General features: G+C 67.2%; 12 protein-coding genes. 4 read left to right on the top strand and 8 right to left on the bottom strand.

Annotated features, from left to right (window positions below):
• The first annotated feature begins 594 nt into the window (after positions 1-594).
• The 4 genes from ruvC to GC150_05090 all read left to right on the top strand — a co-directional run bounded on the left by ruvC (position 595) and on the right by GC150_05090 (position 3,845).
• Complete coding sequence (gene ruvC, locus GC150_05105) at positions 595-1,125, top strand: crossover junction endodeoxyribonuclease RuvC (GenBank protein ID MBI1384268.1); 531 nt, start codon at positions 595-597, stop codon at positions 1,123-1,125.
• A complete protein-coding gene (ruvA, locus tag GC150_05100) occupies positions 1,122-1,739 on the top strand; it encodes a Holliday junction branch migration protein RuvA (GenBank protein MBI1384267.1) in 618 nt (205 codons plus the stop codon). Before ruvC ends, ruvA begins: the two co-directional genes overlap by 4 nt.
• Before the next feature lie 154 nt (positions 1,740-1,893).
• Positions 1,894-2,961 (top strand): hypothetical protein, encoded by a 1,068-nt coding sequence (locus GC150_05095; GenBank protein ID MBI1384266.1) that lies wholly within the window; start codon positions 1,894-1,896, stop codon positions 2,959-2,961.
• An 8-nt stretch (positions 2,962-2,969) separates the two neighbouring features.
• Entirely contained in the window at positions 2,970-3,845 is an 876-nt protein-coding gene (locus tag GC150_05090; GenBank protein ID MBI1384265.1) for a phosphoribulokinase, read from the top strand.
• Between the two features lie 57 nt (positions 3,846-3,902).
• On the opposite strand, the gene GC150_05085 is transcribed toward GC150_05090, so the two are convergent.
• From GC150_05085 to hflB, 8 genes are all read right to left on the bottom strand, one after another.
• Positions 3,903-5,768, bottom strand: a complete 1,866-nt coding sequence (locus tag GC150_05085; protein ID MBI1384264.1) for a mucoidy inhibitor MuiA family protein — start codon at positions 5,766-5,768, stop codon at positions 3,903-3,905.
• Between the two features lie 25 nt (positions 5,769-5,793).
• Positions 5,794-7,623: a methyltransferase domain-containing protein gene (locus tag GC150_05080; protein MBI1384263.1), complete on the bottom strand. Its 1,830-nt coding sequence runs from the start codon at positions 7,621-7,623 to the stop codon at positions 5,794-5,796.
• A 159-nt stretch (positions 7,624-7,782) separates the two neighbouring features.
• A complete protein-coding gene (locus GC150_05075) occupies positions 7,783-9,372 on the bottom strand; it encodes a phosphoglycerate dehydrogenase (protein MBI1384262.1) in 1,590 nt (529 codons plus the stop codon).
• 107 nt (positions 9,373-9,479) lie between these two features.
• The gene (locus GC150_05070; GenBank protein MBI1384261.1) at positions 9,480-10,667 is read right to left on the bottom strand and encodes a phosphoserine transaminase; all 1,188 of its coding nucleotides are present in this window, start codon (positions 10,665-10,667) and stop codon (positions 9,480-9,482) included.
• 216 nt (positions 10,668-10,883) lie between these two features.
• A complete protein-coding gene (locus tag GC150_05065) occupies positions 10,884-11,978 on the bottom strand; it encodes a hypothetical protein (GenBank protein ID MBI1384260.1) in 1,095 nt (364 codons plus the stop codon).
• 287 nt (positions 11,979-12,265) lie between these two features.
• Positions 12,266-13,618 carry a phosphoglucosamine mutase gene (locus GC150_05060; protein MBI1384259.1) on the bottom strand — a complete coding sequence of 451 codons (1,353 nt, stop codon included), beginning with the start codon at positions 13,616-13,618 and terminating at the stop codon, positions 12,266-12,268.
• Positions 13,619-13,859: 241 nt separating this feature from the next.
• A complete protein-coding gene (folP, locus tag GC150_05055) occupies positions 13,860-14,957 on the bottom strand; it encodes a dihydropteroate synthase (protein ID MBI1384258.1) in 1,098 nt (365 codons plus the stop codon).
• A 257-nt stretch (positions 14,958-15,214) separates the two neighbouring features.
• Positions 15,215-17,137 carry an ATP-dependent zinc metalloprotease FtsH gene (hflB, locus tag GC150_05050; protein MBI1384257.1) on the bottom strand — a complete coding sequence of 641 codons (1,923 nt, stop codon included), beginning with the start codon at positions 17,135-17,137 and terminating at the stop codon, positions 15,215-15,217.
• Positions 17,138-17,244 lie beyond the last annotated feature (107 nt).

The following is a 17,244-nucleotide window of genomic DNA, read 5'->3' as shown; positions in this document are numbered from 1 at the left end:
GTAGTAGCGGGGCACGTAGGTGACGCAGCCGGCGAAGGCCGAACCAGCGACGAGCATCGAAGAGGCGGTGACGAAGGCGTAAGCTGCGATCTTGCGGATCATCGGAAGTCTCCTTGAAGGGTGGGGTTTCGATCGGGTCTCGTGCAATCCAGGGGTGGGGGACCAACCCGGTCCCCCTTGGCGCTCAGCGCCGGCTCACCAGCCGTAGTAGCGGGGCACGTAGGTCACGCAGCCGGCGAAGGCCGAACCAGCAACCAGCATCGAAGAGGCGGTGACGAAGGCGTAAGCTGCGATCTTGCGGATCATCTGAGGTCTCCTAGAGCTTTGGTTCCATCCGTGAGCGCCGATCCTCGGCCGCCCGTTGTGACGATGGAATGGAGAGCCCAGACGAATTCGTGCGGGACGGCCCGACGAAGACCGTCTAGCGAATTGCAAATGAAACCTGATTTCATCGTCCTGCGGCCGCCGTCCCTCCGGTGATCCGGTTGCCTTTTCAAGCCCCTCGAACAAGGCACTGGCTCGCCGCGGACGGGCAAATCACTCTAAGGTGGTCCCGCATGCGCCGGTCGGGCGACGCACTTCGGGGGGAACGTCATGCAGGCTGCCACACGCATCATCGGCATCGACCCCGGCCTCCGGCGCACCGGCTGGGGCATCATCGAGAGCGACGGGGTCCGCTTGCGCTACATCGCGAGTGGGCGCGTGACCTCCGACGCGGGCGACCCGCTGGCCGTTCGCCTTCGCGCCCTCCACGAGGGCCTGACCGGGATCGTGCGCGCGCATCGCCCGAACGAGGCGGCCGTCGAGGAAACCTTCGTCAACCGCGACGCCCGGGCGACGTTGAAGCTCGGTCAGGCGCGCGGCATTGCGCTGCTCGTGCCGGCCCTCGCCGGCCTCTCGGTTGCCGAGTACGCTCCGAACCTCATCAAGAAAACCGTGGTTGGCAGCGGCCACGCCGAAAAGGTCCAGATCCACGCCATGCTTCAGATCCTGCTGCCGCGCGCCCGCCCCGAGAGCGACGACGAGGCCGATGCCCTCGCCATCGCGATCTGCCACGCCAACCATCGCGGCGCCCGGGCCCTTGCGGCCCGCCATGGCGTTCTCGCAGCGGGGGCCGCCGGATGATCGGCAAGCTCAGAGGGCGCGTCGACAGCTTCGGCGAGGACTTCGTGATCCTCGACGTCGGCGGGGTCGGCTACGAGGTCCACTGCGGCACCCGGCTGCTGGCGCGTCTCGAGGTCGGCGAGGAGGCCAGCCTCGCCATCGAGACGCTCGTGCGCGAGGACATGATCCGCCTCTTCGGCTTCGAAAGCGAGACGGAGCGCCGCTGGTTCCGCCTGCTCCAGTCGGTTCAAGGGGTCGGCGCGAAGTCCGCGCTCGCGATCCTCGGTGTCCTCGCCCCCGGCGAACTGGCAACCGCCATCGCCGTCCAGGACAAGGCCATGGTCGCGCGGGCCCAGGGTGTCGGACCCAAGCTCGCCCAGCGCATCGTCGCGGAACTGCGCGACAAGGCCCCCGCCCTCACCGCTGCCGGAATGACCTTGCCGTCGGGCACCCACGTGGCGCTCCCGACAACACCAGGCGGCTCGGCGGCCGCCGACGCCGTCTCCGCCCTCGTCAATCTCGGCTACCAGCAGGCCCAGGCCTCCGGCGCCGTCGCCGCCGCCCGCCAGAAGGCCGGCGATGACGCGCCGGAAAAAGAGCTGATCCGCCTCGCACTGCGCGAGCTGGCGCGCTGACGGGCGCCGCGGCGGGCTTGGCCGGACCGGCCAGCGATTCCCAACTCCACCATCACCTGCCCCGCTCCCCGCCCTGCAAAGATCACGGTTTCCTTTTGTGCGTTGGCACGACAGGATCATACTTTAGGCACAGATCGACAGCGGGAGTTGCTCATTGAGTGACCGAAAGCAGCGACGCGACAACAACGCGCGCGGTGCGGGGATCGACAGGTCCGGCGACCTCGGCGAGCGGTTGCGCATGGCATTCGATGCGGCCGGCGCGCCAGCCGCCCTCGCCGTTGCCCTCGCCCTGGCCGAGGCGAGCCGGCTCGTGGCCGATCTCCTCGCCGATGGCACCCTGCCGCCCAGCGAACGCACGGCACCGTGTGGCGACCATCCGGCGAGCCCGCATGCGATCTTCGCCGAGGCACTCGCGGCCGCCCCGGTTTCGGTCATCGCCTGGCCCGACGGCCGGCTGTCGCACTCGAAGGCACCCGCGACCGGTTATGCCGTCGCCTTGACCCCGTTGACCCTGGCCAGCCCCGCCAGCGCCGACGGGGCGGCGACCCTCTTTTTGATCACTGCCGATCACCCACGCGACGAGATCGCCGAACCCGGGGCACCGTTCCTGCGGCCCGGCCGCGACCATCTTGCCGGTGGCTATGTACTTTATGGCGCGCGCACCGCGTTCGTGATGGCCGTCGCGGGCCGCCTCCACTGCTTCCACCTCGATCGCCTCACGGGTCGCTTTGTTCCAACCGCCGGCCAACCCGCCATTCCGCCGACGTCGAACCGGCTCGCCTCCGACATCTCGTGCGAGCGCCTCTGGCCGACGCCCGCCCGCACCTACCTCGAGGATTGTCTCGCCGGCTCGCCTGGCCCGCACGGCCGCGAGCATGCGCTGCGCTGGTCCGGTTCCCCAGCCGGCGAACTGCACGGGATCCTCCAGGCCGGCGGCGTACTCTTCCTTCCCTGCTGCGCTCCTTCGGCGCCCGTCGCCGGTGGCCTTGCCCTGGTCCACGTGGCCACCCCCCTCGCCCTCGTGACCGAGGCGGCCGGCGGCCGGGCGAGTGACGGGCTCGCCCCGCTGCTCGAGCGCACGCCCAGCGCGATCCTCGAGCACGCTCCCGTGGCGCTCGGCTCGCGCGAGGAAGTGAGCAGCATCGAGCGCTACCACCACGATCCCTTCCACGCCCGCCGCTGCTCGCCCCTTTTCGTCTCGCGCGGTCTTTTCCACTCCTGAGGCCAGCCATGTCGGTCCGCCACCCGATCATAACGGTCGTGGGCGCCTCGGGCGCCGGCACGAGCACCGTTCGCCACACCTTCGAGCAGATTTTCCGCCGCGAGGGCATCCGGGCGGCGATGATGGAAGGCGACGCGTTCCACCGCTACGACCGCCAGAGCATGTCCGAGGAGCTTGCGCACCGTGCCGCACGAAACGACCTGACATTCAGCCACTTCTCGATCGAGGCGAACATCCTCGATGTACTCGAGGCGCAACTGCGCCGCTACGGCGAGACCGGCCGCGCCCGCTCGCGCCGCTACGCGCACGACGCCGCCCAGGCCGCCCAGCTCGCGATTGCCGAGGGCTCCTTCACCGAATGGGAGGAAATTGGCGAAGACACCGATCTGCTCTTTTATGAAGGGCTGCACGGAGCCCTACGCGCCGATGGCATCGACATTGCCAGCCAGGCCGACCTGCGCATCGGCGTGGTCCCCGTCATCAACCTCGAGTGGATACAGAAAATCCACCGCGACCGCGCCACGAGAGGTTATTCCACCGAGGCCGTCACCGACACGATCCTGCGCCGCATGCACGCCTACGTGCACGTCATCTGCCCGCAGTTCACCGAGACCGACGTCAATTTCCAGCGCGTGCCGATCGTCGACACCTCGAACCCCTTCATCGCGCGCTGGATTCCGACGGCGGGCGAATCCCTCGTCGTCATCCGCTTTCGCAATCCGCGGGGGATCGATTTTTCCTACCTCGTGACGATGATCCCCGGCAGCTGGATGAGCCGCGCGAATTCCATCGTCATCCCGGGCGACAAGCTCGACCTCGCCATGCAGCTCATCCTGACGCCGATGATCATCCGCCTCGTCGAGGCGGCCCGCCGAGCACGTTGAGGTGTGGCGGCCGATCACCTCGACCGCCACACGCGATTTTGCCCCGCCCGCGCCCCGTCAGCGCAGCTGGATCGGTCCGCCGGGCAGGCGCACGAGTCGCTTGTCGGCTGGCCAGCTGAGATCGTAACCGAATTCGATCTCGCCCGTTTTTCCGGCTGCAACCTCGATCTCCCAAGCGATGACGCCCGGTAGATTGTCGAGGTCGCGCTCGGACGGTTTGTTCGCCGCTCCCTTGAGTGCCACCTTGATGGCCTCGTCACCCGGCACCGGCACCCGGTCCACCACCCAGACCTTGACCGGCACGGCATGGCGGTTCTCGAGTGTGATCTTGAAACGATTGATCTCCGTTTTGGAGGTCGAGAAGGTGCCACTCTCGCCGGCCGTGCGCTCCGTCTCGTTGTGCCGCACGGTGATGCCGTCGTCGATGCCGACACCGAGCTTGTGCTTTGCGCCGGCAGCGAGCTGCGGCATCCAGCCGGCACCGACGAAGACATCGTCACGAAACAGCGACACCGGCCCCTCGAGCAGCCGGACATCCGCCGGCACGGTGAGGTCCGCATAGAGATAGACGGCGGGCGAGAGGGAGGGCACGGTTCGCCGCACCAGCTCCGTTTCCGGGCTCACCGCATCGATCCGCACGCGCCGCTCCGCGCCGCTCGTTGCCACCGTCGTTCGCCCGGGGATGCCATAGCTCGCCTGGAATGCACTCGAGGAGATCCGCGCTTCGATCTGCACCGCCGGCTGGCTCACGGGCGCCGCGGCACCGACCTGTGCGTAGCCCGCGGCTTCCGGGGCCACCGCATCCTCCATGCTGAGCGTACCGCCCGCCCGCGGCCGCATCCGCATGGCGGTCGGCGCCGGTGCCGGCGGCTGCTCGGGCTCGAACTCGAGGCGCAGTGACGGCAGATCGGGCGCCGAGGTGCCGCGCGCCGGCTGCGTCGTCGAGAGCGTCAGGGCGACGTTGCGCCAGTCCTCGCCGGTCGCCTGCTGGATGTTCGCGAACCGCACGAGCTGCAGCCCGGCCGCCCCGCTCGCCGCCTCGGTCGACATGCGCGCCTCGTATTGCGGCTGCCAGCTGGCGCTCTGCAATTGGTAGCGGATGCTCAAATCCGCCTCGAGTTCAGCGAGCGCAACGACCTGGACGTGCACCACGGTACGTTGCTCTTCGCGTGGCGGCTCGCTTTCGAGCTGGCGTCTCAATTCGTCGATCCGCTCGGTGATCTTGCGTTGCGCGATGCGCGTCGCCTGAATGACCCCGTCGGCCTCGCTCATGCGCTCGCCGATGAGTTGATAGAGTTCGCCGAGCCGTGCCGGCTCGATGCCCCAGGGATGTTCACCGAGCCCCTGGCCCTTGGCGATGACGCCACCGCTCGCGAGGTTGACCATGAGCGAGCGCTGTGTCGCGGCGACGTTCAAGCGGTCGGTCAGCGACTGCAATTCGTCGCTCAGCCTCTCGATTTCGTCCTCGAGTGCCTTGCGTGTCTTGGCGTCCAGCTCGCGCTCGGCGTCGTCCCCGATGACGTAGCGCACTTCGGTATCCACGGCGCCGAGTCTGAGGCCACCTGTCGCCGAACCCTCGACGCGCACCGATCCGGAGATCACCTCGGCCGGCAGATCATCGATTACCAGCACGTGCTCGCCGGCCGGCAGCTTCACCTTTGCCAGCCGCCGCGCCTCCGCCCCGGTCGGAAAAACGGTCACCGAATCGATCTCGGATTCGATGCCGATTTCGTCGGCCTGCGCCATCGTGCCGAGCCCCGCTGAGAGACCGGCGATGATGAAGGCGGCCAAGGTCGGTCTTACCAGGAAGCCAATCCGTCTCGCAGACAATCGCATCGGGGAACGCTCCATTGGTCTCGATGTTCCGCGCCGCAGCCGCGCGTGGTTCATGGTTAGACCTGCACCACGGCGGCAATCGGGCATCGCATCGTCGAGGGCGATATACCTCTCACCCAGGCCGCTTCTGACACCAGAATTGGTACATCGCGTTGAACACCCCCGGGTTCGCCTTCTCGAACGCCTCCCAGCTCGCGAACCGCCCCGGCCATTTCTCCTCCGGATAGGCCTTCGCGAAGCCCTGGCGCACGAAGCCACTCGCGGCAAAGCCGAGGAAATTCAGATCGAGCTTCTCCAGCGCGCGTTCGATGTCCGGAATGGTGAATGGCTGCTCGCTCTCGTGCAGGACGAGGTCGCGGAACGAACTCAGGGTATGGAAATCCTTCGATCGCGCGAGCTTGCCGCCGGGGATGTCGGGGTTCTGTGCGATCAGACGTTGGCGGTAGGCCCGCGCCTCGGCATCGCTGCACCCGGCTCCGGGAAAATCCGGCTCGAGCCCCAGCGCCAGGATCGGCTCGCGCGATATTGCACTGTAGAGCCCGACCAGCATGTAACCGCCGGGCGCCAGCCGCTCGACGAGCGAACGCCAACCGGCGATCGGATCGCCCATGTGGTGCAGCACGCCGACCGCCTCGATGATCTGGAAACTGCGCCCGCCGTCGTCGAACGACATGAGGTCGGCCTGGGCGAACGACAGGTTGTCGACTCCGAGCCGATTGGCCATGCGCTGGCCATAGGCGAGGCTCGCGAGGCTGAGGTCGATCGCCAGGACGCGCGCGTTCGGACCATAGCCGACGGCGGCCTGGATCGCCTCGCGCCCGGTGCCCGCGCCCGCGACCAGCACATCGAACGGCGCCTGGGCAAAGCGCATCGGCGCGGGCGAGGCGATCCGCTGAAGGTTCCGCAGCCCGCTCAGCGGCTGGGGCATGTTGAGGCTTCGCCAACGCGGATAGGGATTGTGTTCGTACTGGCGTGCGACGCGCCTCGAGACGTCGTCGGCGATCGGCCCGAGATTGGGAATCTTTGCCGCGAGCCGCCGCTCTCCGTTCGCGGCATCGAGTTCCTCGCGCGCCAGATCACGCAGCCAGCGCGGCTTCAGCCCTTCGATCTCGGCCGACGAGAGGCCCCGCAGAAGATGGTCGATTGGCCGGTACAGCGCCAGATTGGCGAGCGCCACGGCCGCCGTCGCCGAGCCGGAAGCCAGTTCCGTGGCTGGCGCCTCGAGTCGCGCCAGCGCCTCGCTTTCCGCACTCGTTTCCGCGAAGATGAATTCGTTGCGCGTCAGTTGGCGCACCAGGGCTGTGAGGAACGCCTGCAGCGCGCGATCGTTGAGCCGCTCCTCGGGAAGGTCGAGCAGCACTTTGCGGCGCAGCACAGTGAGCAACCGCTCGAGCTTGAGGTCGCGATTGACGCCTTCCGAAAGGCCGAGCAGGAACAATTCGTTGTCGAGCGCAGCCGACATTCGCCGCTCGATGAGCCCGAACGCCGCCCGTTCATGCTCGGCGTCTGGGGCCGCCATCGCCTCGGCGAGCGGACCGTCCGATGTGGCATGCGCCAATGCCGCTTCCGCGATCGGTTGATGGTCGACGCCCTTGAGCCGCAAGCCCGCCTTGAGCCCTGCCGCATCGAGCAGACCCGGATAGGTGAGCCGCCCGAGCGCCAGAATGCCGGCGAGCCGCTGACCCGCGTCGACATGCTCGCTCGACAACCGCAGCACCTCGCTGAAGCGCACCGCCGCACCGCCGAGATCGCCGACCCGCTGCAACACGAGCCCCAGCTTGAAACGCGAATCGTAGTCGCGCTTGTCGGCCTCGATCACCTGCTCGAACAGGGCGCGCGCTCGGGCCCATTGGCCCTGGGCTGCCGCCTTCTGCGCCTCGAGCGCGAGGTCGGCCTTGCGTTGCACCGGTTGCGAGGGCCGCCCGCCCGTCTCCTCGGCCATGGAGCCTCCAATACCGCCTCATGCCAACGGCGGCGGGAATCGCCGCACACGCCGCGAGCCTAGGCGATTGCGCGCCCGCCGACGAGTCCAACCGAAGGGCGGTTGGGCGACCGTGAGCAGCACGCGAAATCTCGCCAGCGGCGGTACGCCGCCGGCTCGTCAGATGACGTCGAACACGAGTGGACGGGCCTGCACCACGTGTTCGATCTCCATGATCGCCTCGAGCACGCCTTCGGGCAGCGCGCCATCGACCTCGATGAGCGCGATCGCGTCCCCGCCCGGCGCCGCCCGCCCGAGATTGAAGGAAGCGATGTTGACGCCCGACTTACCGAGCAGCGTTCCGAGCGCCCCGATGAACCCCGGCTTATCACGGTTCGTGACGTAGAGCATGTGCGGCGCGAACGAGGCATCCATGTTGATGCCCTTGATCTGGATGATGCGCGGCTGGCCGTCCGAGAATACGGTGCCAGCGATCGAACGCTCCTGGTTGGCGGTGCGCACGGTGAGGCGAATGTAGGCATCGAAGGCGCCGCGCTTGGACTGGCGCACCTCGTCGACCGCGATCCCCCGCTCGCGCGCGATGGCCGGTGCCGAGACCATGTTGACCTCCGCGAGCGAGGGGCGCAGCAGCCCGGCGAGAGCCGCCGCCGTCAACGCCTTGACGTTCATCTCGGCGACATCGCCGGCATATTCGATCCGCACCCCGAGAATGCTCGACTGCGTCAGCTGTCCGGCGAACGAGCCGAGCCACTCGGCAAGGCGCACGAACGGGCGAAGGCGCGGGGCCTCGTCGGCGCTGATCGAGGGCATGTTGAGCGCGTTGGTCACCGCCCCGCTCGTCAGGAAGTCGGACATCTGCTCCGCGATCTGGAGGGCGACGTTCTCCTGCGCCTCGAGCGTCGAGGCCCCGAGGTGGGGTGTCACCACCACCTCCTCGCGCGCAAAGAGCGGATTGTCCCTCGCCGGCTCCTCGGCGAAGACATCGAGCGCCGCGCCCGCCACGTGCCCCGCCTCTATCGCCGCCAGCAGCGCGGCTTCGTCGATCAGTCCCCCGCGCGCGCAGTTGACGATCCGCACGCCCTTGCGCGTGCGTGCGAGTGCCGCGGCATCGAGGATGTTTCGGGTCTTTTCGGTGAGCGGTGTATGCAGGGAGATGAAGTCGGCTCTCGCGAGGAGTTGGTCGAGTTCGACTTTCTCCACACCGATTTCGATCGCCCGCTCCGGCGAAAGGAACGGATCGAAGGCGACGACCTTCATGGCGAGCCCGAGCGCCCGGCTCGCCACCACCGAACCGATATTGCCGCAGCCGATGATGCCAAGCGTCTTGGCCGTCATCTCGACGCCCATGAAACGGTTCTTCTCCCACTTGCCCGCACGCGTCGAGCGGTCGGCCGCCGGGATTTGCCGCGCCAGCGCGAGCAGCAGCGTGATCGCGTGCTCGGCCGTGGTGATCGAGTTGCCGAAAGGCGTGTTCATGACGATGATGCCGCGCGCCGTCGCGGCCTTGACATCGACGTTGTCGACGCCGATCCCGGCCCGCCCGACCACCTTGAGCCGACTGGCGGCGGCGATGACCTTGTCGGTCACCTTCGTTGCCGAACGGATCGCGAGCCCGTCGTACTCCGCGATGATGGAGAGCAATTCGTCCTTGTCGAGTCCTGGCCGGAAATCGACCTCGAGACCGCGCTCGCGGAAGATTTCGACGGCACGCGGCGAGAGCTGATCGGAAATGAGGACACGAGGCGCCATATTGTTTTCCTCTCGAAGGCGAGAATCTGGAGAATGCCGGGGCCCGCCCGGATGTGGCTTCACGCGGCCCGGCCGAGGACCTGGCCACCGCGGTGGTTTGCCCGGCGTCAGCTGCCCGCGAGCCGGGCGCGGCAAACCGCGTGCGCCCAGTCGAGCCAAGGCAGCAGCGCCGCGACATCCGAACGCTCGACCGTGCAGCCGCACCAGATCCGCAGACCCGGCGGCGCGTCGCGATAGGCGCCGATGTCGAGTGCCACACCCTCCCTTTCGAGGAGCGCGGCAAGGTCCTTGGCGAAGGCCGCACGCGCCTTTGCATCGACCCTCGTCACCTCCGGGTCCACGACCTCGAGGCAGACCGAGGTGTTGGAACGCGTCGCCGGCACCCGCGCGAGATGACCGACCCAGGGCGTGCGCTCGACCCAGGCGGCAACCTCCCCGGCATTTCGATCCGCCCGCCCGGTCAGCGCCGCGAGACCGCCGATTTCTTGCCCCCACGTCAGGGCGTCGAGATAATCCTCGACGCACAGCATCGACGGTGTGTTGATCGTCGCCCCCTCGAACACATCGTCCATCAACTTGCCGCCCTTGGTGAGACGGAAGATTTTCGGCACGGGCCAGGCCGGCGTGTAGGATTCGAGCCGCTCGACCGCCCGCGGCGAGAGCACCAGCATACCGTGCTGACCTTCACCCCCGAGCGCCTTCTGCCAGGAGAAGGTTGCAACGTCGATGCGCGGCCAGTCGATCACCTGCGCGAAGGCTGCCGACGTCGCATCGCAGAACGTCAACCCCTTTCGATCCCCGGCAATCCAATTGCCGTCCGGTACGCGCACGCCCGAGGTCGTACCGTTCCAGGTGAAGACCACGTCTCGGTCGAAATCGACTGCCCGGAGGTCCGGGAGGTCCCCATAGGGTGCCTCGAGAACACGGACGTCGGCGAGCTTCAGCTCCTTGCGGATGTCGGAAACCCAGCCGGCACCGAAACTTTCCCAGGCGAGCGCATCGACACCCCGCGCCCCGAGCATGGTCCACATCGCCATCTCGAAAGCGCCGGTATCCGACGCCGGTACGATCGCGAGGCGATATCCGTCCGGCAGGCCGAGCAGCGCCCGCGTGCGCTCGATTGCCTCCACGATGCGCGCCTTGGGAGCCTTGGCGCGGTGCGAACGTCCGAGCGACGTCGTCAAGGGGTCTTGGGAAAAAATCCGCGCCGCATCCCACCCGGGGCGCTTGACGCATGGCCCGGATGAAAATCGGGGGTCGGCCGGGCGCATGGCCGGCCGGATCGGCAGTGTCATTGTCCTACCCTCACAGATAGTCGCGCCTCGTTGGGGAGGCGTGGCCCGAGAAGGGTGGTAGGGCCCCCTCGTCTCGCTGTCAATGCGCTCCTTCGTCGCATGCCCGCCGTGCCCCGGCACGAAGCGGCGGCACGAAACGAAGGCGGGAGGGGAACCGGGTCCCCTCCCGCCGCATGTGTTCGCAGTCGGTTTGCAGTCCTCGGGTACGGGAACCGCTTACCAGATGTCGTAGCGCAGACCGAAGCGGATCTCGTGGCTCGTGAGATCCTCGGTGTGCTGCTGAACGTCGACGTTGTAGTTGTAGGTGACGTCGTTGTTGGTGTTGGTGCGCGAGTAGGTCTGGGCGACCGTGGCGCTGGTTGCGACGTTACCCATGTAGGTGAAGCGGTAGCCGAGGTCCATTTTCAGACCGCTGCGCAGCTCGCGCGAGACACCGGCCATCACCGCGAAGGCCGCCTCGAGCTCGCTGTCGCCATCGAGTTCGCCCTGGCCGCACGTGCAGACCGCCTGAACGAGGCCACGGTCGATCTTGTGGTGCGCCAGACCAACGGCGAAGCCGAGGTAGGGACGCAGCCAGCTTTCGGCGCTGCCGCCGCCATCCTTCATGCCGCTGTAGGAATGGCCGCCGAAGTCATAGTAGAAGTTGGCCATGTAGAGCGAGGTCTGGATGCCGTACTCGTAGTTGCCGCCGATGTGCGTGCGCACGCTGACGAACTCGCCGGTCGCCGGATCCTGCACTTCGTAGGTGATACCGCCGTGGGCGAGACGGTTGGCGATGCCGTCGCCGTCACGGTCCCAATCGTAGACCGCGAGCGGGGAGATGCTGCCGGCCGGGTTGCCCGTGAACGGAGCGCCCGGAGCAACGAACGTGTCGACGTTGCCGTCGTTGTCGATGTCGTTGTCGTTGAAGGGATCGTAAGTCGCGTGGCTGTCGTTGGTCGTGCCACGCAGCTTTGCGGACTGGCGCCAGTCGGCCGTCAGGTCCATGCGCCAATTGTGAGAGAAATAATAGCCGATGCCGCCGCCGAAGCTCCAAACATCCTCGATATCGAGGTTGTTCAGCTCATGGTGCACGCCGGTAAGATACTGGTCACGCGCATAGGCGTGCGCATCGTCGTTGTTCCAGACGTAGCCGATATCGCCACGCAGGTACCAGCGGGCACCATCCGCGATGCTGACGGAGTGCGGGACGGGCGTCCCATATCCATCCTTCATGCCGCCTGCCGGCACCCAAAGGTCGGCAGCGGTTGCGCCGGCCGTCGAGCCGACCAACAACACCGCACCGACGACAACCGAACGCATTTTGTTCATGGGTCTGTCCTCTGCTCAGTCGAATGCCGGTTCCCCCGGCGTCACGGTACGCGGCCACTGGCCATACTGTTTCAGCTGAGGACTATGAGGCAGAGCCATTAAGCGATGGTTACGCGGCGTACGATTTCGGAACGATCGCACACGGGTGCTCCGGGCGGATGCACCGGTCGCCCGATCCCTTGGTGGAAAACAAAACGAAACCGCCACCGGAACCGGCGGCGGTGCGCAATTCCCGATGCTCGCGAACGGCGGGGTCGCGTGGCCGAATCGGCCGCCTCCCAGCCGCCTCAGGCGGCGGCCGAGCAGCGCTTCAGGGCGCCGACGATGCTGCCGACCACCGCCTTGACCAGCGCCTCGTCGTCACCTTCCGCCATGACGCGGATCACGGGCTCCGTCCCCGACGGGCGGATCACCAGCCGGCCGGACTTGCCGAGCTTCTGCTGGCCCTCGTCGATCGCCGCGCGCACCGCTTTATCCTCCAGCGGTCGGCCCTTTTCGTAGCGCACGTTCTGCAGGAGCTGCGGCAGCGGGTCGAAGCGCTTGCAGATTTCACTCACCGGCTTGCCGCTCTGCACCAGCACCGCCAGCACCTGCAGTGAGGAGACGAGACCGTCCCCCGTGGTCGCGAAATCGGACAGCACGATGTGCCCGGACTGCTCGCCGCCGACGTTGTAGCCGTGCTTGCGCATGTGCTCGACGACATAGCGGTCGCCGACCGGTGTGCGTTCGAGCTTGAGGCCGAGCCCTTCGAGGTAGCGCTCGAGGCCGAGGTTGCTCATCACGGTCGCCACGACGCCACCGGATGCGAGTCGCCCGCGGCGCTGCCAGCTCTCGGCGATCACCGCCATGATCTGGTCGCCATCGACGATCTGGCCGCGCTCGTCCACGATGATGACGCGATCTGCATCACCGTCGAGCGCGATGCCGATGTCGGCCCGGACCTCGCGCACCTTCTCACAGAGCGCCTCGGGCGCCGTCGAGCCGCACTTGGAGTTGATGTTGGTGCCGTTCGGCTCGACCCCGATCGAGATGACCTCGGCGCCGAGTTCCCAGAGCGCGAGCGGCGCGGCCTTGTAGCCCGCCCCGTTCGCGCAATCGACCACCACGCGCATGCCCTCGAAACTCAGATTGCGCGGCAGCGTGCGTTTGGCGAATTCGATATAGCGCTCGAGCGCGCTGTCGACGCGGCGGGCCCGCCCGATTTTCGTCGCCGGGGCGAGAAGATCGCCCGTGTTGCCGCTCATCAATTCCTCGATGCGCAGCTCCGTCTCGTCCGACAGCTTGTGCCCATCGGGCCCGAAAAGCTTGATGCCGTTGTCGTTGTAGGGGTTGTGGGAGGCCGAGATCATCACGCCGAGGTCGGCCCGGAGCGAGCGCGTCAGCATGGCGACGGCGGGCGTCGGCATCGGCCCGAGTTGGAAGACGTCCATGCCGACGGCCGTGAAACCGGAGACCATCGCGCTTTCGATCATGTAGCCGGAGAGCCGCGTATCCTTGCCGATCACGACCCGGTGACGGTGCTCGCCGTTGATGAAGAGCTTGCCGGCCGCCATGCCGACTTTCATCGCGACCTCGGAGGTCATCGGCGGCGTGTTCGCCTCGCCACGAATGCCATCGGTGCCGAAGAACTTCCTGCTCATCGTCGTTCGCCCCAAGGTAGCTCGCCTCAACCGCCGATCCCCTGCTCGCCCGTGGCTCATGCAATCGCCGGGCCCGACGGGGCCGAATCGGCACACCGCCCTCGCGGCCGCAGGATACTCCGCCCGGCCGACGCCTTGCATCAATTCGTGTATCGCCCCGTTACAGCGCCACGCCGCGTTGCATGCCCGCCGCTTGCTCCCGCAGGCATCACGACCGTCCCGCCGGTGGAGCGCTCGCCCGTCAGACAGCCTCGACCGCCCGCATAACGGCCAGTGCCTGGCGGGTTGCATCGACGTCGTGCACGCGGAGGATCTGCGCCCCCTGCCGGGCCGCCTCCAGCGCCACCGCCACCGAACCGTGCACCCGCTCGCCGGCATTCGCGACGCCGCTGATCGTGCCGATGAAGCGCTTGCGCGAGGCCCCGATCAACAAGGGGACGCCGAGCGCATGGAGAGCGGTCATGCCGGCGATCAGCTCGAGATTGTGCTCCAGCGTCTTGCCGAAGCCGATACCCGGATCGACGATGATGCGCGCGCGCTCGACCCCGGCACCGGTCGCGGCCTCGATCCGGCTTTCCAGATAGTCGAACACATCGAGCAGCACGTCGTCGTACCGCGGATCGTCCTGCATCGTCTTGGGATCACCTCTGGCATGCATGAGGACCACCGGGCAGCCGAGTTCGGCGACGGTCTCGAGGGCGGCAGGATCATGGGAGAGCGCCGAGACATCGTTGACGATACTGGCGCCCGCTGCGATCGCCCGCCGCATGACCTCGGCCTTGCGCGTATCGACGGAGATGATGGCCCCCGTCTTGCCGACCAACCCCTCGATGACCGGCAGGACGCGGGCGAGTTCCGTTTCGAGCGGAACGGCATCGGAGCCGGGCCGCGTCGACTCGCCTCCCACATCGAGAATCGCGGCCCCTTCCGACGCCAGCCGCAGCCCGTGTTCGATGGCGCTTGCCGTCGAGGAGAACGAGCCGCCGTCCGAGAAGCTGTCCGGCGTCACGTTGACGATGCCCATGAGATGCGGGTGGTCCATCGCGAGCCCGCCGACCGCTGGACGCGGCTCGATGAGACGGTCGAACTGACGCCAGAGGTCGGCACCGTCGAACGGCGGATGGTACCAGTCCTCATTGGAAAAGCCGCCCTGGCCCCAGCTCGCCAGCAGGATGCGGGCGAAGGCGCCGGCAGGGGTGCGGTCGATCAGCTCGAGGTGGGTGAAGCCGAGGTCGTCGCGCCCGGCGAGCTTTTCGATGATCTCGGTGCGCTCGGGATCGTAGCGGCTGCGGTGAAAGCCGGCGAGCGGGAGCGGGCGCAGATAGAAGCGTCGCCTCATTGCTTGCCCCTCGAGGAACAGTTCAGTCCGGGATCGAACACGGTGCCGCGGAACGTGATGCCGTCCGATCCCCGCCATCGTGCGGTTCCTTCCCCCTCGACGGGGAAAGGATGGGCGCAAGGCGTGCAACAGGTCGATGCGTCGGGCCGATCGTCGCATCACCCCCAAGGTTTTCCCGAGCCGTCACGACCTCGGATCGTGACGGCTCGAGGGAGGCGTGTGACGTGGCCCCGCTCGCACTCGGCAAGAAGCCGCGCTCAGGTCGGCTGAGGCTCCATGCCGCCAGTGCCGCCCGGCTGCGACTTCGGCCGCCCGGCGGTCGGCACCGTGGTCGCGCGCGGACCACCCGAAGAATCCTCGCCCGTGTCCCGGATCGGCGGCTTGCCGTCGAGCAGATCGCGGATTTCCTGGCCCGACAGCGTCTCGTACTCGAGCAGACCATTGGCGATGGTGTGGAGCTGATCGAGGTGCGTCTCGGTGATGCGGCGCGCCTCGCTGTAGCCCTCCTCGACCAGCCGCCGCACCTCGCTGTCGACGAGGAGTTGCGTCTCGTCGGACATGTTCTGCGTGCGCGAGACCGAATGACCGAGGAAGACCTCCTCCTCGTTGTCGCCATAGGCGAGCGGGCCGAGCTTTTCGGACATGCCGTATTGCGTCACCATCGCCTTGGCGATCTGCGTCGCCATCTTGATGTCCTGGCTGGCCCCGGACGTAACCTTGTCGTCGCCGAAGATGATCTCCTCGGCGACACGCCCGCCCATCGCGACGGCGAGATCGGCCTTGAGGCGCGCCTTGGTCACCGAGACGAGATCGCGCTCCGGCAGACGCATCACCATGCCGAGCGCGCGACCGCGCGGGATGATGGTCGCCTTGTGCACCGGGTCCGACGCCGGCTGATACATGGCAACGAGCGCATGGCCACCCTCGTGGTATGCGGTGAGGCGCTTTTCTTCCTCGCTCATCGCCATCGAGCGCCGCTCCGCGCCCATCATGACCTTGTCCTTGGCGTCCTCGAACTCGCTCTGCGTCACCAGCCGCTTGCCACGGCGCGCCGCGAGCAATGCGCCCTCGTTCACGAGGTTGGCGAGATCGGCACCGGAGAACCCGGGCGTGCCGCGCGCGATCACCTTGAGGTCGACGTCGGGCGCCAGGGGCACCTTGCGAACGTGCACCTTGAGGATCTTCTCGCGTCCGAGGATGTCGGGGCGCGGCACCACCACCTGGCGGTCGAACCGACCCGGCCGCAGCAGCGCCGGATCGAGCACGTCCGGCCGGTTGGTGGCGGCGATCAGGATGATGCCCTCGTTCGATTCGAACCCGTCCATCTCGACGAGCAGCTGGTTGAGGGTCTGCTCGCGTTCGTCGTTGCCGCCCCCGAGACCGGCACCGCGATGGCGCCCGACCGCGTCGATCTCGTCGATGAAGATGATGCAGGGGGCATTCTTCTTGGCCTGCTCGAACATGTCGCGCACGCGGCTGGCGCCGACACCAACGAACATCTCGACGAAATCGGAGCCCGAAATCGTGAAGAACGGCACGTTGGCCTCGCCTGCGACGGCGCGCGCGATCAGCGTCTTGCCCGTGCCGGGAGGGCCGACCAGCAGCGCGCCGCGCGGGATCTTGCCGCCCAGCCGCTGGAACTTCTGCGGATCACGAAGGAACTCGACGATCTCCTGCAGGTCCTCCTTGGCTTCGTCGACTCCCGCCACCTCGGCGAACGTCACACGGCCGTGCCGTTCGGTGAGCAGCTTGGCCTTCGATTTGCCGAAGCCCATGGCGCGCCCGCCACCCGACTGCATCTGGCGCATGAAGAAGATCCAGACGGCGATCAGCAGCAGCATCGGGAACCAGGAGATCAGCACCGAGAGGAGCGTCATGCCCTCTTCCTCGGTCGGACGCGCTTCGATGCGCACCCCCTTCTCGTGCAACCTGTCGATCAGTTTGGGATCGTCCGGCGCATAGCTCTGGAACGTACCGCCACTGACATAGTGGCCGCTGATCCGCTGGCCGGACACCACGACATCCTTGATGTTGCCGGCTTCGACCTCGCTCAGCAGCTGCGAATAGCCGATCTCGGCCGCCCGCACGCGCTGGCTCGAATTCTGGAAGAGGTTGAAGAGGGCGATCAGCAGGAGGCCGATGATCAGCCAGATGGCGAGGTTGCGAAAATTGGAGTTCATTGAGGTTCCTTCGCCGCCAGGGGTGCCGTCGCGCACGCGCACGACGCACCCTCACGATTACAGAGAACATAGGTAGCATTGCGATGGTTGCCAAGTTTCACCATCGC

This window comes from Hyphomicrobiales bacterium, from assembly GCA_016125495.1.
Taxonomy (GTDB): Bacteria; Pseudomonadota; Alphaproteobacteria; order Rhizobiales; family RI-29; genus RI-29.
The sequence above is the reverse complement of the archived record's forward strand: the minus strand, read 5'-3'. Positions and strand labels throughout refer to the sequence as shown.

Excerpts from the sequence above, each read along its gene's own strand:
- ruvA (MBI1384267.1), top strand. The coding sequence starts at position 1,122 with ATGATCGGCAAGCTCAGAGGGCGCGTCGACAGCTTCGGCGAGGACTTC.
- GC150_05085 (MBI1384264.1), bottom strand. The coding sequence starts at position 5,768 with ATGCCCGATTGCCGCCGTGGTGCAGGTCTAACCATGAACCACGCGCGG.
- GC150_05060 (MBI1384259.1), bottom strand. The coding sequence starts at position 13,618 with ATGAGCAGGAAGTTCTTCGGCACCGATGGCATTCGTGGCGAGGCGAAC.
- GC150_05065 (MBI1384260.1), bottom strand. The coding sequence starts at position 11,978 with ATGAACAAAATGCGTTCGGTTGTCGTCGGTGCGGTGTTGTTGGTCGGC.
- GC150_05070 (MBI1384261.1), bottom strand. The coding sequence starts at position 10,667 with ATGACACTGCCGATCCGGCCGGCCATGCGCCCGGCCGACCCCCGATTT.
- hflB (MBI1384257.1), bottom strand. The coding sequence starts at position 17,137 with ATGAACTCCAATTTTCGCAACCTCGCCATCTGGCTGATCATCGGCCTC.
- GC150_05075 (MBI1384262.1), bottom strand. The coding sequence starts at position 9,372 with ATGGCGCCTCGTGTCCTCATTTCCGATCAGCTCTCGCCGCGTGCCGTC.
- GC150_05090 (MBI1384265.1), top strand. The coding sequence starts at position 2,970 with ATGTCGGTCCGCCACCCGATCATAACGGTCGTGGGCGCCTCGGGCGCC.
- folP (MBI1384258.1), bottom strand. The coding sequence starts at position 14,957 with ATGAGGCGACGCTTCTATCTGCGCCCGCTCCCGCTCGCCGGCTTTCAC.
- GC150_05080 (MBI1384263.1), bottom strand. The coding sequence starts at position 7,623 with ATGGCCGAGGAGACGGGCGGGCGGCCCTCGCAACCGGTGCAACGCAAG.
- ruvC (MBI1384268.1), top strand. The coding sequence starts at position 595 with ATGCAGGCTGCCACACGCATCATCGGCATCGACCCCGGCCTCCGGCGC.